Consider the following 23,242-nt stretch of genomic DNA (forward strand, 5'->3'; position numbering starts at 1 on the left):
ACTCAATCATTCTAAGTGCTAACACATATTAATATACCACAAGAAAGAATATTGTCAAGAAATGCGCAACAAAAAATTAGCACTCTTATACAAAGAGTGCTAACAATCTTTTTCAGTTATATCAAGGGTTTCAAAGAATTAAAAAATTAATCTAACAAAAACTTCTCAAAAATTTCATTTCCAATCAGTAACCCTTTTTTAGTCAAAGCAATATGTTTATCAGACACCACAAGCCAATCTTTTTTGACCAAATCACGCATCACATCCCCATAAATCACTTCCATATCCACTCCGAATTTTTGTTGGAAATTAAACTTTGAAATTCCGCTTTTTTTGCGTAAACCCAAAAACATTTCTTCTTCTATTTGATTATTTCGGCTTAATATTTCTGTCTCATAGATAGGTAATTGATTTTCTCGCAAAGGTTTTAAATAATGCTGAATTGGACCAAAATTTTTATAGCGTTCATTACCGAGATAACCACTTGCGCCAGCGCCAAAACCAAAATAATGTTCATTATTCCAATAAACTAAATTATGTTGTGACTCAAAGCCTGGTTTGGCAAAATTACTGACTTCGTATTGAAATTTCCCCGTATTTTGCATGGCGATCATTGTTTCTTCAAACATCTGACCTTCAATTTCTTGATCTGGCATCTCTAGACGTCCTTGTCTTACCCAATTCATGAACATTGTCTTATTTTCCAAGATTAAAGAATAAAGTGAATAATGTGGTAAATCTAGTTCAATTGCCCGTTTTAGTGTATCACGAAAACTCGTTAGTGTTTGGCCGGGCAATGCATAGATTAAATCAATGGAAACATTTTGAAAATCCGCTTTTTCTAGAAAATTCATCGTAGCGTAAACGTCTTTTACCGTATGTTTACGACCGATTTTTTTAAGCAATACATCGTCAAAAGTCTGAACCCCCATGGACAAGCGATTGACTTGATAGTTTTTCATCACTTGTAGCTTTTCATAAGTTAAATCACCCGGATTTGCTTCAACGGTGAACTCTTTAACAGATTCCATGGGAAAAAGTTGATTAATGCCACTTAATAAAGTATCCAATTGCCCCACTGAAAGCGAGGTTGGCGTTCCACCCCCAACATACAACGTGGGACTTTTTTGAATAGGATTTTTTTCTAAGGCAAGTGCCATTTCTTTTAATAAACAATCAATGTACTCATCTACCGGCTGTCCTTCTAAAAAGACTTTATTAAAGTCGCAATAATAACAGATATGTTCACAAAAAGGAATATGAATATATGCCGAAATAGCTTTATCTATTTGTTTTTCTACTTGCTTCATTACTTATTTCCTCTCAATTAACGTTACTTTTTCATAACTTATTACTTCGTCTATCTTACCATAAGTCATATATTCAAGATAGAAAGGCTTTTTAAAAGCTTATGCAACAGGTCATTTCATTAAGCTCTGGCGTTTTTTATGTAAAAATTAAAAAGACTAGAAAATTCCCTTCTAGCCTTTTTAATTCGTTAGCTGTTTTTTACATAGCGGTTGCGGGGGTGATTTTTGCAAGCTTCACTACAAGCACCTAAATGTTTGGCTTCATTTTCCTCAGAAGCCAAAATCCGACGATTACACTCAGGATTACTACAATTAATATATCGCTCGCAAGGAGTGCCATCAAAATAATCGCGACCAACTACCTGTTTATCTACCTGATTGATCTCTACACTAACCCGTTCATCAAAAACATACATTTTACCATCCCACAGTTCACCACGAACTGCTGGATCTTTACCATAAGTTGCAATACCGCCTTGTAATTGTCCAACATCTTTAAAGCCTTCTTTTACAAGCCAACCGGAAAATTTTTCACAACGAATTCCACCAGTACAATAAGTTACGACACGTTTTTCCATAAATTCTTCTTTATGTTCTAATATCCACTGGGGTAATTCACGGAAATTGCGAATTTCAGGACGAATTGCCCCTCTAAAATGTCCTAAATCATATTCATAATCGTTGCGAGCGTCGATTACTACAGTATTTTCATCCAACAAAGCTTCTTTAAATGCCATTGGTGATAAATAATCTCCCGTTAAGTCATTAGGGTTTAAATCTTCCGCCAATTTCAATGACACAATTTCTTGCCGCGGACGCACAAACATTTTTTTAAAGGCATGTTCTTTTGCCTCATCCACTTTAAAAACAATATCTTTAAAGCGGTCATCGTTTTGCATAGCTTGTTGGTAAGCTAAAGTCGCTTTTTTTAAACCAGAAACAGTACCGTTAATTCCTTCTTTTGCAACTAAAATTCGACCTTTTAAACCCAGTTTTTGACAAAATTCCAAATGCTCTTTTGCAAAACTCTCTGGATCTTCAATCGTTGTATATTTATAGTAGAGTAACACTTCGTAATCCATATCAAATCCCCTTTCGCTAGTAGTATAGCGAATCAGCAGGCTAGAAGAAATTTCTCTGCTTGTATAAAACAGCGCAAAGTCGCGGTCATTAGAATATTTATTGCCACATTTTTCTTCTTTTTACGTTTTATTTCTTTTGTAATCAGTTTTTTTATAGTCGCTACGACAATATTAGATTTGAATATTTTTCACAATTACTTTTAAAATTTTAAAGGAAAGTCGCTTTTTAATAAGTATTTTTTTCCATTGCAATACTTGGTTTAAAAAAATTAAAAAGGTATCTTGCGAGTATACTCGCAAGACACCTTTTAGACTAATATTCCATTAAAGTAATCATATCGTAATCTTTAATTTTATCACGACCATGTAACTCCATCAATTCAATTAAAAAGGCACAGCCAACAACAACGCCACCTAATTCTTCAACTAATTCTGTCGTCGCCTTAATCGTACCACCTGTTGCTAATAAATCGTCACAAATTAAAACACGTTGTCCTGGCTTAATTGCATCTTCATGCAACGTTAAGGTATCTGTACCGTATTCTAAATCATATGTTACTTCGATTGTCTTGCGGGGTAATTTACCTTTTTTCCGTACTGGTGCAAAGCCTACTCCTAATTCATAAGCAACTGGACACCCAACGATGAAACCACGAGCTTCAGGTCCAACTACCATGTCGATTCTTTTTTCTTTAGCATAATCTACAATTTGTTTTGTAGCTTCACGATATGCCATTCCATCTGCCATTAAAGGTGAAATGTCGCGAAAAACAATTCCTTTTGAAGGATAATCGGGAATACTTGCAATATAGTCTTTTAAATCCATTTTGTTTCCTCCTAGTTTTCAAACCATGTTTTTAAAGTTGCTATGTCACTTAGCAAAAGAAACTCTTCAGTTTTAATTTTTTGTTGTCTGTTTTGATAGACTTGACTTGAAGTCAAATCTTTTTTGCCAGCTATCTCAGCTTGGCGCAAAACACCATCGCTTATTGTAACAAATTCCAGATCAAAAAACACCTGAATCATAAAAATTAATAATTTTTCGGGTATTCTTAGAAATTGCGCAATACTTGGTAATTTATAACGCACGTCTAATGTTTTTTGGCGAGCGATTAATTTAAATAAACGTCCATACTGTTCTCTTGTACCTAACCCATCTAAATAAGCATCGTCACTGGCACTTAAAATTAAATATACTTGTTGGACATTTGTTGCTGTTCTGATTTCTTTTAAAGTTACAGCGTCATTCGGACAGTCTAAAAAGGCAATACTAGAAAATCTTTTCGTTGATTCTAATGCACTTAGATGCGCTAAATCTTGAAAATGAACTACTTCTGTAAAATGAAATTTTTGGAATTCTTCTGGTAATTTATGGTTGAAGTGGATAAAAAGCGTATCAGCTGCAAACCGTAAATGTTGCCGATTTTTCTTTGCCCTTAAATCGATCACTTGTAAACCGACAGCTGCAAAATCTACTAGTTGTAGCTGTGGCGATTGACGACCATTCCATTCATTAATTTGAAGTTGTCCAACTAAGGATAGTTCATTGTTTTCAATGACAGCAGCTTGATTGCCAAAACCAAAACCAATGGTCATTAGCTGGGCATGATCATTGTCAGTTAAAGTAAATTTAAGATGATTATTATCGGCACCAATAGTTTTGATATCTTTTGGATAAACATGTTGAAACATAAAATATGGCTGCGGATTGTCCATTCCAAAAGGAGCTAATTTTTTTAACTCTTTAATTAAGTCTAAATTAGCCTCAGAAATTGAAATCACTGCATCAATTGCTAGTGAATTCCCCAACAGCAGCTCTTTATGTCCTTTGGCAAAATTTTCTACCCGCTCTTTAAATTCTGTTAACGCACCTTGTGGCAAGCTAACTCCCACTGCCGCATGATGCCCCCCAAAACTTGTAAATAAATCCCGCAAGCTATCTAACATTTCAAACATATTAAGTGAGTCAGTACTACGACCAGATCCTTTAGCAATGCCATCTTCTTTAATCGTTAGCACAAGAGCGGGCTTACCTGTTTCTTTTAAAATACGGCCGGCGACAATTCCTAAGACGCCTTCATGCCATCCTTGTTTTGCAACAATATGAATATCATCTTCAGGCTCAATTAACGCCAATGCTTCTTTCGTAATCGTTTCAACTAAACTTTTACGCTCTTTATTAATACTATCTAATTCTTTCGCTAATGATTCAGCTTCGCTTTGGTCAAATGTCTTTAGTAAAGTAACCGCTTTATTTGGATCAGCGAGGCGACCGATCGCATTTAAGCGAGGGGCTAAAGCAAAACCAATACTTTGTTCATCGAGTTTAGTTTCATCAACTCCACTAATTTTTAACAAAGCCTGTAAGCCTAAACGCTCCGTTTGTTGCAATGCTTTTAGTCCATAGGTGACCAAAATACGATTTTCATCAGTTAAAGAAACCATATCCGCCACAGTACCAATAGCCACTAAATCCAAAAATTCAGCGGGAACTTCTTCTAAAAGCGCACACGCTACTTTAAATGCCACACCGACACCGGCAAGTTCGCCAAAAGGATAATTGCCTTTAGGATGACGGGGATGGATGATACCAAAAGCATTTGGCAATGTCTTTGATAATTCATGGTGGTCGGTAACGATAACATCAACACCTTGTTCATTAGCGTAATCAATCGCTTCATGTCCTGATACCCCATTATCAACAGTAATAATCAGCTGAATTCCACTAGCAATCATCTCTTTATAGACTGCAAGATTAGGACCATAACCATCTTTAAAGCGATTGGGCAAATAAAAACTAACATCTGCCCCTAAAAGCTCCAAGGCTTCGGTCATGATAGTCGTACTGGTAATACCGTCTGCATCGTAATCACCATAGACCATAATTCGTTCACCATTTAAAACAGCCCCTTGAATACGCTCCACCACTTTTTCCATCTCAAATAACTGAAAAGGATCATGTAATCTTTCAATTTGTGGTTGTAAAAATTCCGCTAACGCTTCTTCTGATTGGATTCCTCTCTGCCAAAGAAGGCGGGCTAACGTTTTATTTAAATTAAGTTTTTCGCATTGTTGCAAAAATTCTATTGGCATTTCCGTCTTTTTCGGAAGTTGCCAGTTATACATAGAGCTACTCAAAAAATCACTCCCAACCAGATTATTATAGCAAAAGCAGCAAAGCTTGGAAAGTTTTCCACTACGCTTTTAATTGTTATTTGACCATTTGCGCTAAACTACAAATAGATTTTACAAAACTAAGCCAATCATTTTAGCATCTCCTTATCCATTCAAACGATTCCAACGAAAGCTTTTTTTCACAAAATGACTAAATTGGCTTTCCTCAAAAAAAGGCGATATGACAAAAGTCTTGTCACATCGCCTTTTTTAGAAATAAATAACCTGACAGAAGTAGCTTTCTGTCACAATCTCTTAAACTTGCTTATTTTTGATTAAAGATACCACCCGCTAGCCAATCGCCAACTTTAGGAAACAGACTATACAATTGACTAGCCGCCGCCATTACCCGCGGACGATTGATTTCTCTTTTACTCTTTTGTACTCCTTTTATAATAGCTTTAGCCAACACATCCGGTTCTAAAACCATATTACCTAAATTAGCTAAATAATTGCCGCTTGGGTCTGCTTGTTCAAAAAAGTTAGTAGCAATCGGGCCTGGATTAACAGTCATAACATGAATACCCGCTGGTTTTAGTTCCAAGCGTAACGCATTGGAAAAACCCAACACAGCAAATTTTGTTGCAGAATATACAGCAGTCTTAGGTGTAGCCATTTTCCCAGCCATTGACGCAATATTTACAATAGTACCTGGTTTTTCAGCTTCTAGCATTCCTAGCGCGATTTGTTGTGTCAAGACCATCATCCCTAAAACGTTAACTTCAAACATTTGATAAGCCTTTTGCATATCAAAAGAAACAAAATCGGCGAAAATTCCAAAACCAGCATTATTAACTAATACATCAACACTTCCCACTTCATTTTGAACCTTTTCAAGCATTGAGAACACGCTTTCAGGTTGCGCAACATCCAATTGAAAAGCGTAAGCAGCTTTGCCACTTAACTCCTCACATTGTTCTTTGACTTTACCGATTAAATTGATGCGACGGGCACAAACAATAACAATTGCCCCTTTTTTTGCGGCTTCATAACAAATTTCTTCTCCTAGTCCACCAGAACCACCTGTCACCAAAACAACTTTATCTGTTAAATCCATTATCATCAGTCCTTTAATTCGTTTTGAAAGGGAATTTCAATAATATCAAAATCTTTGGCAATTTTCGTATTGGGAAAAATTTCTTGCGCTTCTTTTTCCAAATTTAGAGCATCTTGAGCTAAATAGCGGGCACTGATATGGGTTAAAATCAACCGTTTAGCGCGGGAAGCTTTTGCAACTTCTGCTGCTTGATGCGTCGTAGAATGATAATAATTGCGCGCCATTTTCGCTTCTGTTTTATTAAAAGTACTTTCGTGTACTAAGACATCGGCATCTTGGGCTAATTTCACCGAAGCATTCGTAATTCTAGTATCCCCTAAAATGGTGACAATCCGTCCTTTTTTTGCTTGCCCGACGTAGTCTGATCCTTTGATTATTTCACCTGTTGCAAGCGTTACAGTTTTTCCTTTTTTTAATTGGCCAAAGATGGGACCAGGTTTAATTCCTAATTCTAATAATTTTGCAACTTGTAATTCACCATCATGATCATGTTCAACGACGCGATAACCATAACTTTCAATCCCATGATCTAACAACTCGCAAGTAACCGTAAATTGTGAATCACTAAAAACAACCCCCGGCGTTACTTCGATAAATTTAAGACTATAAGCTAAACGTGTTTGTGAGATTTTTAAAGCATTTAAAACAAACTGCTTAATCCCAACTGGACCATAAATCTCTAAAGGTTCCATTCCACCTTGAAAAGAACGACTACTAATTAAACCAGGCAAACCAAAAATATGATCGCCATGCAAATGTGTAATAAATATTTTTTCAATTTTACGAGGACGAATATTGGTCCGCAAAATTTGCATTTGCGTGCCTTCGCCACAATCAAATAGCCAAACGGCATTGCGCTCATCTAATAATCTCAATGCAATGCTTGTCACATTGCGATGTTTTGCCGGCACACCAGCACCGGTTCCTAAAAACTCTAATTCCATTTTTTAACCTGGCTTTCTAAAAATTTAACGAACGAAAGGTTCTACAGTAGTATAACACGCCTAAAAGCCAAATTTTATTTTTGTTTTATTCTTTTGAATTTTTGTTATCACCTTCATGGCTTTTGGCCCAGCTATCTTTGGCTTTTTCTTTTGTTTCTTTGGTGACTTGTTGGGCTTTTTGAATTTCTGCTTGCACCTCATCATAATCAAAACGCGTAATTTCACCATGAAGTTGTTCAAAGACAATTTTGTTTAGTGGACGATTGTCTTCTTCTTCGGCGATAACTATTAAGCCTGTTTGCCCGGGAGCTATTTTATTTAGAAGAAATTTGAAAATGTCCTGCGCTTCACTAATTTCTTTTGCATCTCTCGTGGCACCAATCATGCTACCACCAAACCAACCCAACAAAATTGCCAACGGGCTGATTAATACCCCGACTAACATGCCGATAAATCCACCTTTTGAGGCATTATCGTTGCCTGTAAAGTCCATAAAATCTTCAATTTTAAACTGATGACTGCCATCATCTTGATGGGTTACAACGGCCATTTGTTCTGCCTTTAATTCCCGCTTTAAAACTAATTGCTTTACTTCTGAAAACGCTTGATAACTTTCTGATGCAACTTCAAAATTCATTACAATTACCCGCTTACTCATAATAGTCCTCCTAACTATATCGTATTATTTTGTTTTATAAGTTGAGTGTACCAGTAAAGTAAAAGAAAGAAAAAAGAAAAGCAAACGAGTCGGTGTTTTTTTAAAGTGTGTCATTTTCCCACCACTTTAAAGTTACACTGTACTCGTTTGCTTTTTTATTTATTCGACAAATTCAAATTCAAAATTGCCAATCCGAACAATATCGCCGTCTTTTGCACCGCGAGCGCGCAAGGCTTCATCGACACCTAGCCCTCTTAGTTGTCGTGCAAAGCGCATTACCGTTTCGTCATGGGCAAAATTAGTCATTTGGAATAATTTTTCAATTTTATCCCCGCTTAAGACCCAAGTAGCATCTGGTTCGCGTGTGATTTCAAATTCAGGTTCATCCGACTGATAACCGTAATGCACCACGTCTTCTTCAATTTCTTCATCATATAAAGGAAATTCAGGTGTTGTTTCCAATAAATCAGCAGTTGCATTCAACAGTGCTTGTAAACCTTTTTTAGAAACTGCAGAGATTGGAAAAATTGGAATATCATCCGCGAATTCGTCTGTTTTTTGCCCTTGTAATTTTTCTTTGAAGTTTTTTAAATTTTCTTCTGACTGGGGCATGTCCATTTTATTGGCGACAATAATTTGAGGACGTTCTAACAAACGTAAGTTATGACTTTCCAACTCCTTATTAATCGCTAAGTAGTCTTCATAAGGGTCGCGCCCTTCCATCCCGCTCATATCAATCACATGTAAAATGACCCGCGTACGTTCAATATGACGTAAAAACTGCGTGCCTAAGCCTACGCCTTGTGAAGCCCCTTCAATTAATCCAGGTAAATCAGCGACAGCAAAGCTCCGACCATCACTAGTAGTAACCATACCAAGATTTGGCACTAAAGTAGTAAAGTGATATGCACCAATTTTAGGACGGGCAGAAGAGATAACAGAAAGTAATGTTGATTTACCGACAGAAGGAAAACCAACTAACCCAACATCTGCTAGCACTTTTAATTCTAATTCGATTTTCCGTTCTTGGCCAGGTTCACCATTTTCAGCTAACTCTGGAGCTGGATTACGCGGTGAAGCAAAACGAGTATTGCCACGACCACCACGACCGCCACGCGCCACGACTAACGTTTGACCTTCTGTTACCAAATCTCCTAATAACGCACCGGTTTCGGCATCTCGAACAGTTGTCCCTGGCGGAACTTTGACATACGCATCTTCTGCTCCACGGCCGTGCATCCCTTTACTCATCCCATTTTCTCCGGGAGTAGCTTTAAAATGACGATGAAATCGAAAATCCATCAAGGTGCGTAAGCCTTCATCCACAACTAATATAACGTCACCGCCATGACCGCCATCGCCTCCAGCCGGACCACCGTCAGGTACGTACTTTTCACGTCTGAAAGCAACCATACCGTCACCGCCCTTGCCGGCTTTAACGTCAATTGTTACTTGATCTAAAAACATGGACATTTTTTGTCCTCCATTCTATTCCCATAATTAAGTCTTCATTATTGTAACGACCAAATGGTTATTTGTCTATGATTTTAAAATTTATCAACTTTATTCATAAAGACTTAAAAAGCTCTTAACCTTCTCTTTATATCGTTCTGGGTTTTTACTGTAACTTTCTGCATGTTCAGCTCCATCTACCACCCATTTTTCTTTCGGTGCGCTAGTGGCAGCATAAACTTCATCTAGCATGCTAAATGGTACAAATGTATCATCAGAGCCATGAATAAAGAGCATTGGTGTCTTATTTTTTTCCAATTGCTTAGTGACATCTCCTTCAGTAAAGAAAAAACCTGCGCGCAAGCGTGTGACTAAATTTGTCACTTGAATAATAGGAAATGTCGGTAAATTAAACATTTGCTGATACTGATAGACAAGTTCTGCCTTAATGGAAGAATAACCACAATCTTCTACGATTGCTTTAACATTTGCAGGTAGTTTTTCTCCAGATGTCATCATCACAGTAGCAGCACCCATACTAACACCATGTAGAACAATCGTCTCATCTTCACCGTTTTGTGTTAGGACTCTATCTATCCATTGAACGTAATCTTTTCGCTCTGGCCAACCAAAGCCAATATAATCCCCTTGACTTTCACCGTGCCCTCTCGCATCTGGTACTAATACATTATAGCCTAATTCATGATACATTCCGGCAAACTGATACATTGATTCAGCATCTCCCATATAACCGTGGGCGATAATCGCAGTTTTATGACTTTCATTTTCAGCCGGTAAATAAATTCCTCTTAATTTCAATCCATCTTGACTAGTTAAATACCAGTTAGTTCTTGTACTCCCTTTAAACCATGTTAATGCTTTATCTGTTGGTTTGTTATCTACGGATGCTTGTGCCTCATCATTAGCTAAAAAATCTTTTTCAGCTGGAACAAACGCGTAATCATAAAAATAATTACCCGCAAAAGCTAAACCGCCAAGTAATAAAACAAAAATAATACCAATTGTAATCCAGACTTTTTTCATTTCTTTTCCTCACTTAAAAATTAATCACAAATCGTGTTTTTCGGTTGATGATGGTAACTAAAAGCAGCCTTGATATCTTCTTTTGATGTTCGTGCCAACGAAAGTGTTAGATTTTCACATTCCTGTTGCGTAAAAAAGCCGACATCAACTGTCTCCAATCCTTTTTTAATCGCTGTGTTCTTTGCTTTACAATAAACAAAAAACTTATAAACATACGTTAAACTAGCAGGATAATTATGTTTGGCTTTGTCTTTGACTGCCATTAATTGCAGTGGTGTAACCATAATGCCAGCTTCTTCATAGATTTCTTTTGCAGCTACTTCAAAAGGAGAATACCCAATATCTCCCCAGCCACCAGGAAGTGTCCAACTATCGTCACTTTTTTCTTTAACAAGTAGCAGTTTATCCGCCACAAAAACAACACCACGGACATCTACTTTAGGAGTAGCATAGCCATCATCGGTATAAAGATAATGTTGAATTTGAGTTTCGTCCCAATCGGTTAGTAGCCCCAACAACTTTTCTGTTACCACTAAAAGTTGATCGTATCGCTCTTGATCAAAGACATCATGACCATATTTTTTACCCGACTGGCCAATTCCTTGTAATTCATTTAGCAAAAGTGCCAGTTGCTTTTCCATCTTCTCGCCTCCAACTTTATTATTATACCAAAAATATTTTTAGAGATAACTATTAGTAACTAAAAAATCGACTTGAAAAGCTAAAAATAATCGTTTCCTTAACAAAAAAACCAGCTAACACAGCCATTAAAACGAAGAAGTAACTTTTACCTTTTCATTTTAAAGAAGATGTCAACTGGAAATTTCAACTCTATTTATTTTCGATTAATTTAAAACTTGACCATGGTTTCAAAAAGTCTAATAAGAAAAGTTCATCATCACTAATACGACCGACAACGTTCACACGACCGTCATTTTTCATCGCTTTTAAAGCAATTTGTGTTTCACCTTTATATTGTCCATAACCTACATTATCAATCAACACATCGCCATGCTCCATGTCTTTTGTGTTATGAGCTGGGAAAGGTTTATCTTTGTAATAGACCCGTGTCATAGTAGAGCGTAAGATATACTCAGAACGATCACCACGGTAACTATGCAAGTTATCAAATAAACAAATTCGTTCATCTGCAGTGATGTCATCTGCGGGATCCACTTTTAAACTAGGATATTCGGCAAAGAAAGCTTCTGCCATTGCTTTTAATTCTGCTTCTGAAGCATAGGCATTCCCAACGGAAATATCATCAATTAGACCAGTTAAAATTAAATGCTTAACTTGGGTTGCGATTTCTAAGTCACGATGATCTTCTAATGTACACAAACCATCTTGTGTAGGCCAGGGACCAAACGTTGCCGCATGAGAATTGACAAAAGCCATCGTATTTAAATTGTACTTACGGAATTTTTTTGAACAAAAAACAAAGTGGTCATAACTTAAGCCAGAATAACGATGAGGATAGAAGTTATGAGAACCTAGTAAGTTGTTTGTATTTGGTGAATAGCTCATAATATTATCGACATAGTTAGTTCCTTGACTCATATTAATTTCGATTTTAATACCATACGGATTACGCGTCATCTTCGCTTCTTCGGCTCCAGTAAAACCAAGGTCTAAACGAACGCCATAAGCTCCCATTTCATCAAAAAATGAAAGATCATCATAAGAAATACCTAGCTGTTCAAACAAACCAGGATTAATATCGACCATAACTTCCATATCAAGACTATTAGCGTAATCAACTACTTTTTTAAAACCTGCTAATACTTGGTCTTTATCACCTTCTATTTCCAAAAGGCTAGTAAAAACTCGTTTAAAGCCATATTTATGCGCTAAATCTAAATACGCCTTGTCCTTTTCAAAAGTTGAACGTTCTGGATAGACTGAAATACCTAATTTTCCCATTACTCATTTCCTCCTTATTGCTGCTAACTTTGAATGCTCTTACATTATAACAAAAGCGCTTTAATTGGTCTACACCTTTCCCTTTTTAATTTGGGACTCTTATTTATGACCCTTCTTTTCACGACTAGTCAAACTTTTTTATATTTGTTATTCTAAAACTATCTTAAATAAAGGAGCTTATCGCATGATTAAAAAACGTATTTTAGGGGTTGCACTTTTATTTTCAGTGACACTTTTTATCACCGGCTGTAATACCAGTTCAACTTCAACCACCGCTTCTAGCACAAACAAAACAACCGAAACTTCAGAAAAAGTTGACGTTAACCAACTTGATTTACCCCAATTAGATCCTGAGGTAAAAGAAAACGAAGATTTAGTAGAACTTCAAACAGATAAAGGTAATATTAAAATAAAGCTTTTTCCTGAAATTGCTCCAAAAGCCGTAGAAAACTTTATGACACATGCTAAAAAAGGCTACTACGACGGTCTAACTTTTCACCGTGTTATTAATGATTTTATGATTCAAGGTGGCGATCCAAAAGGTGATGGTACAGGCGGTGAAAGTATTTGGGGCGAAGGATTTGCTGCGGAACCTTCCAACCAGCTTTATCATATTCGTGGCGCATTAGCTATGGCACAGTCCCAAGAACCTAATAGTATTGGTAGCCAATTTTATATCGTTCAAAATAAAGATGATATGAGTGATGGTCTTTTAAAAGGTTGGGTGCCAGATAAGATCATTGAAGCTTATAAAAAAGGTGGTTATCCTTCTTTGGATGGTACTTATACTGTCTTTGGTCAAGTGATTGAGGGTATGGATGTTGTAGATAAAATCGCAGCGGTCAAAACTGACGAAAACGACAAACCGGAAACAGCAGTTAAAATTAAAACGATTAAAATTTTACAAGAAGCAAAATCATAACCGTAAAAACGAAATTGCTCCAGCATGATTAAGTTTTAAAAAAAACTTTTTGAAACTACAATGTTTTATAAATAAGCCGATCGCTTAACTTTTACGTAATAAGATGCACACTCGAAAACTGAATCTATAAATTTTTCGTGTTTTCAACTTACTTCTTAAAAAAAACAGATATTCTCTTTACCTACAAAAAAAGTGACAGAAGCAACTTCTTCGTAAATAAGACGGAATTCTCAAAAATTTGAAAAACAATTTTCGAGAATTCCGTCTTATTTCTTGAATCGGGTCGCTTCTCTCACAACCTTTTTTAATTATTTAGCCCCTACAATAAATGTAAAGACACAGTCGGCGACTACTTTTCCTTCCACGGTAGCCACTGAATCAGCGGTTCCAACATTTCCTTTTAACTTTGTAATAGAAAATCGCAATTCTAAACTATCTCCTGGACGTACAAACTCATAAAAATGCGCGTTGTTAATCCCGCCAATATAAGCCGTTGCACCTAGAAACTCAGGTGATTTCAAAATTAAAATCGAACCCGCTTGCGCTAATGTTTCTAAAACAAGTGTACCGGGCATATGAGGATTTTCAGGCTGGCTTTGACAAAAATCTTCGTTATAAGTGATTTGTTTTTGAGCAATAATTTCCTTACCCGCTTTTAAAGCCGTTACTTTATCAATATATAAAATCGGAAAGCGATTTGGAATCAATTCTTTTACTTGGGCAACGCTTAGTGTTTGGCTCATAAGAACCCCTCCTTATTTTTAACAAAAATAGTAATCGAGATAATCTATTTTGATTATCAAAGTATCACAACTACAAAATGCTTGCAAATATCTAAACTTAGCTAAAAAAAATAGTTTGACAATCAAACAATTTTATCTAATAATAAGAAATCATACAAAGAAAACATTGCATTTATTTATTATATTTATTCAAGGAGTGTACACATGAGTTTATTAACTGGAAAAAAAATTGTCGTGATGGGTGTTGCCAATAAACGTTCGATTGCCTGGGGATGCGCGAAAGCATTAACCGATCAAGGTGCTGAAGTAATTTATACTTATCAAAATGAGCGGATGGCAAAACAACTAGAAAAATTAATCGGCAGCGAGGCTTTTAAAGTCGAATGCGATGTCGCCAGTGATGAAAGCATTAAAGAATGTTTTACAAAAATCGGCGACTACGCCGGAGAAATTCACGGAGTAGTTCATGCCGTAGCATATGCAAATAAAGAAGATTTATCCGGCAGTGTAGTAGATATTTCCCGAGCCGGCTATGCCCTTGCACAAGATATTAGTGCGTACTCTTTAATTGCCGTAACACGTTATGCCAAAGATTATTTGGCCCAAAACAGTGGGATTGTGACACTGAGCTATTTAGGTTCACAAAGAGCCGTGCCGAACTACAATATGATGGGAATTGCTAAAGCTGCCTTAGAAGCTGCCGTTCGCTATTTAGCAGCCGATTTATCTCCTCAAGGCATTCGCGTCAATGGAATCTCTGCTGGCGCCATCAAAACGCTGGCGGTCACAGGTGTCAAAGATTACCAAAAATTGATTCAACTTTCAGAAGAAAGAACACCAGATCACGTTGGTGTGACCATTGAAGAAGTCGGTAATACATGTGCTTTTCTTATTAGTCCTGCAGCCAGTGGCATTATCGGCGAAGTAATTTTTGTTGATAAGGGTGTGCATTTGTCTTAAGAAAATAACGAAAGAAAAATTTTTAAAGTGACATCCAAAAGTTAGTGTAAAAAGCTAACTTTTAGACGCCACTATTTTAGTGTCAATTTTATTTTAAGCAGCGGCACCATTAAAAATACCAATTTATCGAAATTTTTTCATAGTATTTAAAAAGATGTACAAATCTGGCTATACTTTTTGTTCACAATTGTCAAAAACCGTTTACAACTAAGCTTCTTTTCGCTATGCTAGCAGTAATTGGTCAAATTTATTGCTGGAGGAAGTTTTATGTCGTATCAAGAAATGCTATTTAGTTTTTTAGGTGGTCTAGGAATTTTCCTGTTTGGTATTAAATATATGGGAGATGGCTTACAAAAAGCCGCTGGTGATCGCCTGCGAGAAGTGCTGAATAAATTCACCTCTACCCCACTGCGGGCTGTGCTGGCCGGAATTATTGTCACTGGCCTGATTCAGAGCAGCTCAGGTACCACGGTCTTGACCGTCGGTTTGGTTAGTGCCGGGTTTATGTCTTTGCGTCAAGCGATTGGCGTTATTATGGGTGCAAATGTCGGGACAACTGTTACAGCCTTCATTATTGGTTTTAATTTAAGTGCCTATGCCCTACCTATCATTGGAATTGGCGCGATCCTTTTATTTTTCACGAAGCGTAAATTATTTCAAAATAGCGGACAAATTTTATTTGGATTTGGCTGTTTATTTTTTGGTTTAAAATTAATGGGAACCAGTATGGAACCTTTAAAAGATTTACCTCAATTTAACGATTTAATGATTAGCGTTTCCCACCATCCTGTTTTAGGTGTTTTTATTGGTACATTGCTTACAATGGTTTTACAAAGTTCCAGTGCGACAATTGGGATTTTACAGCAACTGTACACTCAAAATAGTTTAGCTCTAGGAGCCGCACTACCAATTTTATTTGGTGATAATATCGGGACGACGATTACTGCCGTGATTGCCGCTTTAGGTGCTAGCATCGCTGCTAAACGTACAGCAGGTGCCCATGTAGTATTTAATTTGGTCGGTGCAATTATTTTCACATTATTATTAACACCTTTTACCCATGTCGTCATCGCAATGACAGATGTTTTCCATTTAAACCCAAGCATGCAAATTGCTTTTGCCCACGGTTTATTTAATCTCTCTAACTTAGCCATTCAATTTTGGTTTATTCCACAAATTGAATTACTTGTTAAAAAAATTATTCCAGGTACGGAAAAATCATTGGATATCCGCGCAGTAGAATTAAATGAAGATTTTCTTTATACTTCACCAAGCATTGCATTGCGTCAGGCTTCAAATGAAGTTATTCAAATGGGAGATTATGCGCTACGTGCCTTGTCAGCGACAAAAGATTTTTATGTTAAACCAGCTGAAGATATAAAAGACGATGTTTTTCAATATGAAGAAGCGATAAATCGTTTTGATGTAGAATTAACGGAATACTTAGCAAAAGTTGCTACGGTAGAACTATCTCAAACAGAAAGCCAAGAACAAGCCATGTTATTGGAATTTACCAAAGATTTTGAACGAATTGGAGATCACTGTAAAAACATCGTCGGCTTTGTAGAAGAAGCTTGTGAATTGGAACAAAAACAACGGAACAAAGAAAAGCGAAATGGCAACAATCCCAAACCTACTCGTACTGCCTTACTTTTATATGATGAAGATTTAGTCTTGTTATTTGATAAAGTCTTAAAAAATATTCGTGATGCCTTATCAGTGTTGGAAACAGATGATCACGACTTAGCGACAAAAATTCTTTCACGGGAAAAAGAAGTCAATGAACTTGTCGACTTATTAAGAAGAAAATACTTCCGTTTAATGAGTAAAGGTGATGGTCGTGCCGCTGATAGTGTCTTATTTATCGATATCAGTTCAAATTTAGAACGCAGCAGTGATCGAACACTACACATCGCAAAATACATCTTAGGAAATGTTTATGGCTTTAAAACACCTGCTTCATACCTGCAACAATTAGACGAATAATTAAGAAATAGAAAACTGCCGAATTCTAGGCAGTTTTTTTTTACTCTTTTTGTTAAGATAAGTACGTGGGATCTTTCCACTTCAATGAATAGTACAATAAAGGGAGGACTTGCATGTTACACATCATAGCACAAACAACAGACTCGACAGGTTCTAGTCTAACAGAACCTGCTGTACGCCAATTAAATGCGTTTCAACGTTGGTGGGATACAATCGATTGGGAAAAAGTCACAGGACTATTAATTTCAAAAGGATTAATGATTCTCTTTTTAATTTTATTATTTAGCGTTTTATTACGTATCTGTGATTTTTTAGTTGAACGTAGCTATCAATCTTATCAAAAAAGACAAAAATTCAGCGAAAGCCGCATGAACACATTAAATACTTTGATTCGCAATGTCATTCATTATACGTTAGGCTTTTTCTTTATTTATTCACTTCTTTCGACTTTAGGGGTTCCAGTTGGGTCACTATTAGCCGGAGCAGGAATTGCTGGTTTAGCTATTGGTCTTGGTGCTCAAGGCTTTATGAATGATATTATCACCGGATTCTTTATTATTATGGAACAACAAATTGATGTCGGCGATTATGTAATTTTAAGCAATTTGTCTATTGAAGGTACTGTGACTTCAGTGGGTATTAGAACGCTTGAATTGCGTTCCGCCAATGGTACCGTTCACTTTATCCCAAATCGTAATATCACTACCATTAGTAATAATTCTCGTTCCAATATGCAAGTTATCGTAGATGTCCGAATTGAACCAAATGAAGGTTTAGATAAAATAAAAGCAGCTATTCAGACCGCCAACGATAAAATTGCCACAACTTATAAAGATGAAATTCAAACACCACCGACAATTTTCGGTCTAGTTGATTTAGGTAATAGTAATTATGCTATTCGGACAACTTTTTACGTTTTAAATGGCCAACAATTCAAAATTAAAGAAGATTTACTAGCCGCCTCTATCACAGAATTAAATGAAGCAGGTTTATCTATTCCATCCACACCAATTTTACCGGCTCCATAATGTAACAAAAAAACTTCCAGCCTAACCTCACGTTAATACGAGGTGGCTGGAAGTTTTTTTATGAAATGCTATTTATTTATAACTACCTAAACAACAAATAGCTTATCTTTCTTTTTTTCAGATTTTGCTACCAGTTCATAACGTTTTTCCAATTCATGAACCAAATGATTGGTTGCTTTTAAAACTTCCTTGCGGGTAACGATTCCTAAAAAGATCCGTTCACTATTTACAATTGGTAAAAAAGCATTGTTGACTAATAAGTGTAATACATCTTCTAATTGTGCATCTTCTTTGGCATAATCAACTCCAATTTCCATCACATCAGCAACAGTTAAACCGGCTAAATTATCGGTATCAATCTTTCTTAAATCGATCATTTTCCCGACGATATCATTTAAACCAATTAACCCTACAAAGCGATCATCTTTATCCAACACTGGAATTTTTGAATAACCGACTTTTGATAAAACTAACAATGCGTGATCTAACGGATTCGAATACATTAGTGATGCAACGTTTTCTGCTGGCACTAAAAAATTATGCTGATTTTCTAATAAAAGTTCTTGGACAGTGGTTCCTATCAAATTGATTGCCTCCATTTCCACCCAACATACAACCTTATTGTACAAAAAATTGTAAGGGGAAACATCTTGCGTTATTAGCCTTATGAAAAACTTACAAATTATTTTTTAAAAGTAAAATGTAAATCTGCTACTGCCGCGTGTGTACGATCGTAATATTGTATTTCCCAATTATTCTCTGTACTTTCAATAATCGCATAACTTTGAATTTGAATCGGCCCTCTTGGTTGTGAAATACTTCCTGGATTCAAATATAGGCACCCTTTCACCGCTTCACAGCCAATTTGATGGGTATGACCAAACAGACAAATATCCGCAGCAACTTCTTTTGCTTCTAATGAGATTTGGGTTAAGCCAAAACGAACGTTTGACAAGTGTCCATGGGTTAAATAAATTGTATCTTCTTTCGTTTTTACAACCAACTGATTTTTAAAACCGGGATCAAAATCACAGTTTCCCGCAACGACATTATACGTTTCAAATAACGGATCATTACTAGCTAATTCAGAATCACCACAGTGAAAAAAGTAATCAACTTCACTTTGACGACGATTTAAAATATCAACAAGAATTTCACGATCTCCATGGTTATCACTTACGACTAAATACTTCATATTCCGCTCCTCTAACTAACTATTTTTAATGAAAAAAATGACATTACGCCTCTAACCATGCCTGCCAATTTTTTTGTAGTTTTTTTAGCGCTTGCCCCCGATGGCTAATGGCATTTTTTTCAGAGCCTGATAATTCTGCTGCTGATTTTTCCATCCCGGCTGGAATAAATAGTGGATCATAACCAAAGCCGTGGTCTCCCCGTGGTATGCGTCCGATTCTACCAGGCCAATCTGCCGATACAACTAAACTTTCTTTTAAAGGTGCTGCAAATACTAACGTACAATGAAAATGAGCAGTCCGATCTTCATCAGGAATATTGGTTAATTCGTGAAGCAATTTGGCATTGTTAGCGGCATCACTCTTAGTTTCTCCTGCAAAACGAGCCGAATAAACCCCAGGCATTCCATTTAAAGCATCTACAGCCAAACCAGAATCATCAGCTAAAACGGGACGTTGTAATAATTGAGCAATCGTTTCTGCTTTTAAGCGGGCATTTTCTTCAAACGTTTTTCCAGTTTCTTGAACTTCGGGGATAGAAGGATAGTCCAATAATGTTTTTATTTTATAGCCTGCTTGACCAAACATTGCAGCAAATTCTTTGGCTTTACCAGGATTTTTAGTCGCAATCACGATTGTTCGTGCATCGTCTTCATTTTTATCATCCTGGTCAATTTTTTCTTTGCCTAAAAGTGCCTCTTTTTGAAAAGCGATTAAATCAGTGATGCCGTGTTTAGCGTAAATTAACATCTCATTTAATTCTTCACCACTAAATGTGCTTTCCTCGCCGGTACCTTGTAATTCAACAAATTGACCACTTTCAGTCATGACCACATTCATATCGACTAAAGCAGAAAAATCTTCTGCATAATCTAAGTCTGTCACACAAGTACCATCGGGTAAAATTCCCACACTAATTGCTGCTAGATGTTCTTTAATCGGATCTTCTGTCAATTCGTTTTGCTGTAATAATTTATTGACAGCTAGGCGCAATGCAACAAAAGCCCCCGTAATACTTGCTGTTCTGGTACCACCATCAGCTTGTAAAACGTCACAGTCGACAATAATACTTTTTTCCCCCAGCTTCTCTAAATCTACTACCGCTCGTAAAGAACGGGCAATTAGACGTTGAATTTCCATGGTTCGACCGGATAACTTTCCTTTTGCACTTTCTCTTCGGTTACGAGAACTAGTCGCCCGCGGAAGCATACTATACTCCGCACTGACCCAACCTTTACCACTATCTTTTAAAAAGTGGGGTACGCGATTTTCAATTGTAGCCGAACAAACGACTTGCGTATCGCCAAAAGAAATCACCACAGACCCTTCTGGATGTTTAAAAACATTGGTCTTAATTGTTACCGGACGAATTTGTTGCACAGCGCGGCCATCATGTCTCATTTTATTAATTCCCTTCTAAATTTACGTGCGTAGACTGAACAGTGATATTATCCAGCCACTCATTTGCAATATCATCAAACATTTTTGTTGAACCAGTTGTATAAAACGCATACTGCGGTTTTTTATTTTCACTACTATTTGCAATTTCAAAGTAATCCAACAACACACTAACTTCCCCCACTGTTTCAGCACCCGAATCAATGAGCTGCACTTGGCTTCCTACGACATTTTGAATAATTGGTCGTAGTAACGGATAATGGGTACAACCCAAAATCAACGTGTCCATTCCGCTATATTGCAAAGGAGATAATGTTTCTGCCACCGTTTTTTTAGCCACTGGGGATGAAAATTGATTGCTCTCCACCAAAGGTACAAATTTCGGACACGCTAGACTAAATACTTGAATATTAGGAGTTTTAGTTTGCAGTGCTCGTTGGTAAGAGGCGCTTTTAATTGTACCTTGTGTGCCGATAACCCCAACTTTATGGTTTTTTGTGGCTTTAACTGCCGCTCGTGTCCCCGGTAAAATAACCCCTACAACCGGAATATCAATTTCTTGGCGAATCACATCAAGGGCGACTGCTGTGGCGGTATTGCATGCAATAACTAAAAGTTTAATTTCTTTTTGGATTAAAAAATGTGTCATCTGTCGGGTAAATTCAATTACTTGTTCCGCTGGTCTGGGACCATAAGGACATCGGGCTGTATCACCTAAATAAATTAAATTTTCATTTGGCAGCTGTTTTAATGCTTCTTTTAAAACGGTTAAGCCACCCACACCCGAATCGATTAAACCGATTGCGTGCTTATTTCCCATATTTTTTCACCCTTTAAAGCTTTAATTAAAATTAAAGCAAATTTATTCCACTAATGTCTCTATTTTCGCTTTTTTTTCCTTTTTTTTCAAGTCTTGCTGATTATCTTTAAAACGCTGCTTTATTTAACGCTACAATAAAAAATATTTACATTTCTTACAGCAATTAAAAACAGCAAATTTTTAGGCAATAACCCCATCACCTAAAAAATTGCTGCTAGTATTTAATAGTTGTATTGTTTTGTTTCGAGATATTTCGATACCAAAGATAAAGCGTAACAAACGACAAAATAAGCAACCGTCATAGCTAAAAACATCGGCAATACATAATTTTCATTTTGACCATAAATAATTTTCGCGTTATGAGTCAGCTCTGGCAATGAAATAATTACCGCCAAAGAAGTATCTTTAATCAAAGAAATTAACTGGCTAACAATTGCCGGAATCATCGATTTAAAAGCTTGTGGAATTACAATAGCCCGCATGGTTTCGCTATAAGTTAGACCAGTCGAAAGACCTGCTTCCATCTGCCCTTTTGGCACTGCGTTTAACCCTGCTCGAAAAACTTCTGATAACATTGCCGATTCAAATATCGTCAACGCAACAACCGCAGACCAGAAAATATCAAAGCGGATCCCAATTTGAGGTAGTGCAAAATACGTAAAGAAGATGATTAACAATAACGGTAAATTACGAATAATATCAATCACAAAACCTAAAATTTTGGATAAAAATGGGATATTACTAAAACGAATAACCCCCACGACGCCACCGATAATAAAACTAAAAATAATCGATAAGATTGACACTTCTACTGTGACCCGCAGACCATCGAATAAAAAGCGTAAATTAACAAAAGAAAATGCATCAAAAAAATCCATCTAACCCGCTCCTTTCTAGCCTGTTACGGCCCATTTTTTCTCTAAATGATTCATTAAATAAGAAAGTGGCAATGTTAAAACTAAGTAAAACAAAGCGACGATAATATACGTATCAAATGTATTGAAGGTGGTACTAGCAATTAGATCACCTTGATACATTAAATCAAGACCTGCCACCATCGCTAGGACAGAAGAATTTTTGACTAAGTTGATAAACTGATTACCTAGTGGTGGGACAACAATTTTAAATGCCTGGGGCAAAACAATGTAACGCATTGTTTGACTGTACGTTAGTCCTTGGGAAAGGCCCGCTTCTGTCTGACCTTTTGGAACCGTTTGAATCCCAGAACGGACCGTTTCGGCGATAAAGGCCGAAGTATAAATGACTAAACCAATTGTCCCTGCCTGAAACCCGTCGATTTGAACCCAGTATAAAGGTACAACGACAAAAAAGAACATGGCAATAATCAGCAGTGGAATATTACGGAAAAATTCCACGTAAGCTTGCGCTAAAAATTTGATAATTCGATTGCTGGAAAGTTGCAAAATCGCCATTAACGTCCCAATAATTAAACTAAAGAAAAGGGCAATTACACTGGAATAAATTGTAAATTTGAACCCTTCAAAAAACATACCGCTGTATTCTTGAAATAGTGTCAGCATAACCGGC

The 23,242-nt window shown here is 36.7% G+C and carries 22 protein-coding genes; 4 read left to right on the plus strand and 18 right to left on the minus strand.

Translation table 11 applies throughout. From position 1 onward, the window contains the following. Positions 1 to 146: 146 nt before the first annotated feature. The 11 genes from hemW to IGI65_RS09500 form a co-directional block, all read right to left on the minus strand. A complete protein-coding gene (hemW, locus tag IGI65_RS09450; protein WP_438774025.1) occupies positions 147 to 1,310 on the minus strand; it encodes a radical SAM family heme chaperone HemW in 1,164 nt (387 codons plus the stop codon). 188 nt (positions 1,311 to 1,498) lie between these two features. Beyond that, entirely contained in the window at positions 1,499 to 2,392 is an 894-nt protein-coding gene (trhO, locus tag IGI65_RS09455) for an oxygen-dependent tRNA uridine(34) hydroxylase TrhO (protein ID WP_071863917.1), read from the minus strand. Positions 2,393 to 2,705: 313 nt separating this feature from the next. Beyond that, the gene (locus IGI65_RS09460) at positions 2,706 to 3,218 is read right to left on the minus strand and encodes an adenine phosphoribosyltransferase (protein WP_438774027.1); all 513 of its coding nucleotides are present in this window, start codon (positions 3,216 to 3,218) and stop codon (positions 2,706 to 2,708) included. A gap of 11 nt (positions 3,219 to 3,229) precedes the next feature. After that, positions 3,230 to 5,530: a single-stranded-DNA-specific exonuclease RecJ gene (gene recJ, locus IGI65_RS09465; RefSeq protein WP_438774028.1), complete on the minus strand. Its 2,301-nt coding sequence runs from the start codon at positions 5,528 to 5,530 to the stop codon at positions 3,230 to 3,232. Between the two features lie 301 nt (positions 5,531 to 5,831). After that, positions 5,832 to 6,623 carry an SDR family NAD(P)-dependent oxidoreductase gene (locus tag IGI65_RS09470; RefSeq protein ID WP_438774030.1) on the minus strand — a complete coding sequence of 264 codons (792 nt, stop codon included), beginning with the start codon at positions 6,621 to 6,623 and terminating at the stop codon, positions 5,832 to 5,834. A gap of 5 nt (positions 6,624 to 6,628) precedes the next feature. Next, complete coding sequence (rnz, locus tag IGI65_RS09475) at positions 6,629 to 7,567, minus strand: ribonuclease Z (protein WP_095005732.1); 939 nt, start codon at positions 7,565 to 7,567, stop codon at positions 6,629 to 6,631. Positions 7,568 to 7,652: 85 nt separating this feature from the next. Then, positions 7,653 to 8,225, minus strand: a complete 573-nt coding sequence (locus IGI65_RS09480; protein ID WP_438774031.1) for a DUF1269 domain-containing protein — start codon at positions 8,223 to 8,225, stop codon at positions 7,653 to 7,655. A 159-nt stretch (positions 8,226 to 8,384) separates the two neighbouring features. Next, complete coding sequence (obgE, locus tag IGI65_RS09485) at positions 8,385 to 9,698, minus strand: GTPase ObgE (protein ID WP_438774033.1); 1,314 nt, start codon at positions 9,696 to 9,698, stop codon at positions 8,385 to 8,387. A gap of 90 nt (positions 9,699 to 9,788) precedes the next feature. After that, the gene (locus IGI65_RS09490) at positions 9,789 to 10,721 is read right to left on the minus strand and encodes an alpha/beta hydrolase (RefSeq protein WP_438774035.1); all 933 of its coding nucleotides are present in this window, start codon (positions 10,719 to 10,721) and stop codon (positions 9,789 to 9,791) included. 20 nt (positions 10,722 to 10,741) lie between these two features. After that, the gene (locus IGI65_RS09495) at positions 10,742 to 11,362 is read right to left on the minus strand and encodes an NUDIX hydrolase N-terminal domain-containing protein (protein WP_438774036.1); all 621 of its coding nucleotides are present in this window, start codon (positions 11,360 to 11,362) and stop codon (positions 10,742 to 10,744) included. Positions 11,363 to 11,552: 190 nt separating this feature from the next. Beyond that, positions 11,553 to 12,644 (minus strand): DUF871 domain-containing protein, encoded by a 1,092-nt coding sequence (locus IGI65_RS09500; RefSeq protein ID WP_412257145.1) that lies wholly within the window; start codon positions 12,642 to 12,644, stop codon positions 11,553 to 11,555. 184 nt (positions 12,645 to 12,828) lie between these two features. Here IGI65_RS09500 and IGI65_RS09505 point away from each other — a divergent pair, with 184 nt between their 5' ends. Beyond that, complete coding sequence (locus IGI65_RS09505; RefSeq protein WP_438774037.1) at positions 12,829 to 13,566, plus strand: peptidylprolyl isomerase; 738 nt, start codon at positions 12,829 to 12,831, stop codon at positions 13,564 to 13,566. A gap of 308 nt (positions 13,567 to 13,874) precedes the next feature. Here IGI65_RS09505 and fabZ read toward each other — a convergent pair whose 3' ends face one another. After that, positions 13,875 to 14,309: a 3-hydroxyacyl-ACP dehydratase FabZ gene (fabZ, locus tag IGI65_RS09510; RefSeq protein ID WP_438774038.1), complete on the minus strand. Its 435-nt coding sequence runs from the start codon at positions 14,307 to 14,309 to the stop codon at positions 13,875 to 13,877. A gap of 204 nt (positions 14,310 to 14,513) precedes the next feature. On the opposite strand from fabZ, the gene fabI reads away from it, so the two are divergent. The 3 genes from fabI to IGI65_RS09525 all read left to right on the plus strand — a co-directional run bounded on the left by fabI (position 14,514) and on the right by IGI65_RS09525 (position 18,283). Further along, entirely contained in the window at positions 14,514 to 15,269 is a 756-nt protein-coding gene (gene fabI, locus IGI65_RS09515; protein ID WP_071863906.1) for an enoyl-ACP reductase FabI, read from the plus strand. 267 nt (positions 15,270 to 15,536) lie between these two features. Next, a complete protein-coding gene (locus IGI65_RS09520; RefSeq protein WP_438774040.1) occupies positions 15,537 to 17,255 on the plus strand; it encodes a Na/Pi cotransporter family protein in 1,719 nt (572 codons plus the stop codon). A gap of 113 nt (positions 17,256 to 17,368) precedes the next feature. Continuing rightward, complete coding sequence (locus tag IGI65_RS09525) at positions 17,369 to 18,283, plus strand: mechanosensitive ion channel family protein (RefSeq protein WP_438774042.1); 915 nt, start codon at positions 17,369 to 17,371, stop codon at positions 18,281 to 18,283. An 86-nt stretch (positions 18,284 to 18,369) separates the two neighbouring features. On the opposite strand, the gene cbpB is transcribed toward IGI65_RS09525, so the two are convergent. From cbpB to IGI65_RS09555, 6 genes are all read right to left on the minus strand, one after another. Further along, on the minus strand, positions 18,370 to 18,867 hold the full coding sequence (gene cbpB / locus IGI65_RS09530) for a cyclic-di-AMP-binding protein CbpB (protein WP_071863903.1): 498 nt from the start codon (positions 18,865 to 18,867) through the stop codon (positions 18,370 to 18,372). A gap of 98 nt (positions 18,868 to 18,965) precedes the next feature. Beyond that, the gene (locus IGI65_RS09535) at positions 18,966 to 19,478 is read right to left on the minus strand and encodes a metallophosphoesterase (RefSeq protein WP_412257158.1); all 513 of its coding nucleotides are present in this window, start codon (positions 19,476 to 19,478) and stop codon (positions 18,966 to 18,968) included. 43 nt (positions 19,479 to 19,521) lie between these two features. After that, positions 19,522 to 20,877: a ribonuclease PH gene (rph, locus tag IGI65_RS09540; protein WP_438774044.1), complete on the minus strand. Its 1,356-nt coding sequence runs from the start codon at positions 20,875 to 20,877 to the stop codon at positions 19,522 to 19,524. Between the two features lie 4 nt (positions 20,878 to 20,881). Further along, entirely contained in the window at positions 20,882 to 21,694 is an 813-nt protein-coding gene (racE, locus tag IGI65_RS09545; protein WP_095005743.1) for a glutamate racemase, read from the minus strand. A gap of 221 nt (positions 21,695 to 21,915) precedes the next feature. After that, on the minus strand, positions 21,916 to 22,572 hold the full coding sequence (locus IGI65_RS09550) for an amino acid ABC transporter permease (RefSeq protein ID WP_071863899.1): 657 nt from the start codon (positions 22,570 to 22,572) through the stop codon (positions 21,916 to 21,918). Between the two features lie 15 nt (positions 22,573 to 22,587). After that, positions 22,588 to 23,235, minus strand: a complete 648-nt coding sequence (locus IGI65_RS09555; RefSeq protein WP_071863898.1) for an amino acid ABC transporter permease — start codon at positions 23,233 to 23,235, stop codon at positions 22,588 to 22,590. Positions 23,236 to 23,242: the final 7 nt, after the last annotated feature.

Source organism: Enterococcus sp. DIV0755b, from assembly GCF_051713765.1.
Taxonomy (GTDB): domain Bacteria; phylum Bacillota; class Bacilli; order Lactobacillales; family Enterococcaceae; genus Enterococcus_C; species Enterococcus_C canintestini.

Coding starts and splice junctions, on each gene's coding strand:
- IGI65_RS09480 (WP_438774031.1), bottom strand. CDS start 8,225: ATGAGTAAGCGGGTAATTGTAATGAATTTTGAAGTTGCATCAGAAAGT.
- obgE (WP_438774033.1), bottom strand. CDS start 9,698: ATGTCCATGTTTTTAGATCAAGTAACAATTGACGTTAAAGCCGGCAAG.
- IGI65_RS09550 (WP_071863899.1), bottom strand. CDS start 22,572: ATGGATTTTTTTGATGCATTTTCTTTTGTTAATTTACGCTTTTTATTC.
- IGI65_RS09555 (WP_071863898.1), bottom strand. CDS start 23,235: ATGCTGACACTATTTCAAGAATACAGCGGTATGTTTTTTGAAGGGTTC.
- IGI65_RS09525 (WP_438774042.1), top strand. CDS start 17,369: ATGTTACACATCATAGCACAAACAACAGACTCGACAGGTTCTAGTCTA.
- fabZ (WP_438774038.1), bottom strand. CDS start 14,309: ATGAGCCAAACACTAAGCGTTGCCCAAGTAAAAGAATTGATTCCAAAT.
- IGI65_RS09520 (WP_438774040.1), top strand. CDS start 15,537: ATGTCGTATCAAGAAATGCTATTTAGTTTTTTAGGTGGTCTAGGAATT.
- fabI (WP_071863906.1), top strand. CDS start 14,514: ATGAGTTTATTAACTGGAAAAAAAATTGTCGTGATGGGTGTTGCCAAT.
- IGI65_RS09470 (WP_438774030.1), bottom strand. CDS start 6,623: ATGGATTTAACAGATAAAGTTGTTTTGGTGACAGGTGGTTCTGGTGGA.
- IGI65_RS09495 (WP_438774036.1), bottom strand. CDS start 11,362: ATGGAAAAGCAACTGGCACTTTTGCTAAATGAATTACAAGGAATTGGC.
- trhO (WP_071863917.1), bottom strand. CDS start 2,392: ATGGATTACGAAGTGTTACTCTACTATAAATATACAACGATTGAAGAT.
- IGI65_RS09505 (WP_438774037.1), top strand. CDS start 12,829: ATGATTAAAAAACGTATTTTAGGGGTTGCACTTTTATTTTCAGTGACA.
- IGI65_RS09535 (WP_412257158.1), bottom strand. CDS start 19,478: ATGAAGTATTTAGTCGTAAGTGATAACCATGGAGATCGTGAAATTCTT.
- IGI65_RS09500 (WP_412257145.1), bottom strand. CDS start 12,644: ATGGGAAAATTAGGTATTTCAGTCTATCCAGAACGTTCAACTTTTGAA.
- rnz (WP_095005732.1), bottom strand. CDS start 7,567: ATGGAATTAGAGTTTTTAGGAACCGGTGCTGGTGTGCCGGCAAAACAT.
- racE (WP_095005743.1), bottom strand. CDS start 21,694: ATGGGAAATAAGCACGCAATCGGTTTAATCGATTCGGGTGTGGGTGGC.
- IGI65_RS09490 (WP_438774035.1), bottom strand. CDS start 10,721: ATGAAAAAAGTCTGGATTACAATTGGTATTATTTTTGTTTTATTACTT.
- IGI65_RS09460 (WP_438774027.1), bottom strand. CDS start 3,218: ATGGATTTAAAAGACTATATTGCAAGTATTCCCGATTATCCTTCAAAA.
- rph (WP_438774044.1), bottom strand. CDS start 20,877: ATGAGACATGATGGCCGCGCTGTGCAACAAATTCGTCCGGTAACAATT.
- hemW (WP_438774025.1), bottom strand. CDS start 1,310: ATGAAGCAAGTAGAAAAACAAATAGATAAAGCTATTTCGGCATATATT.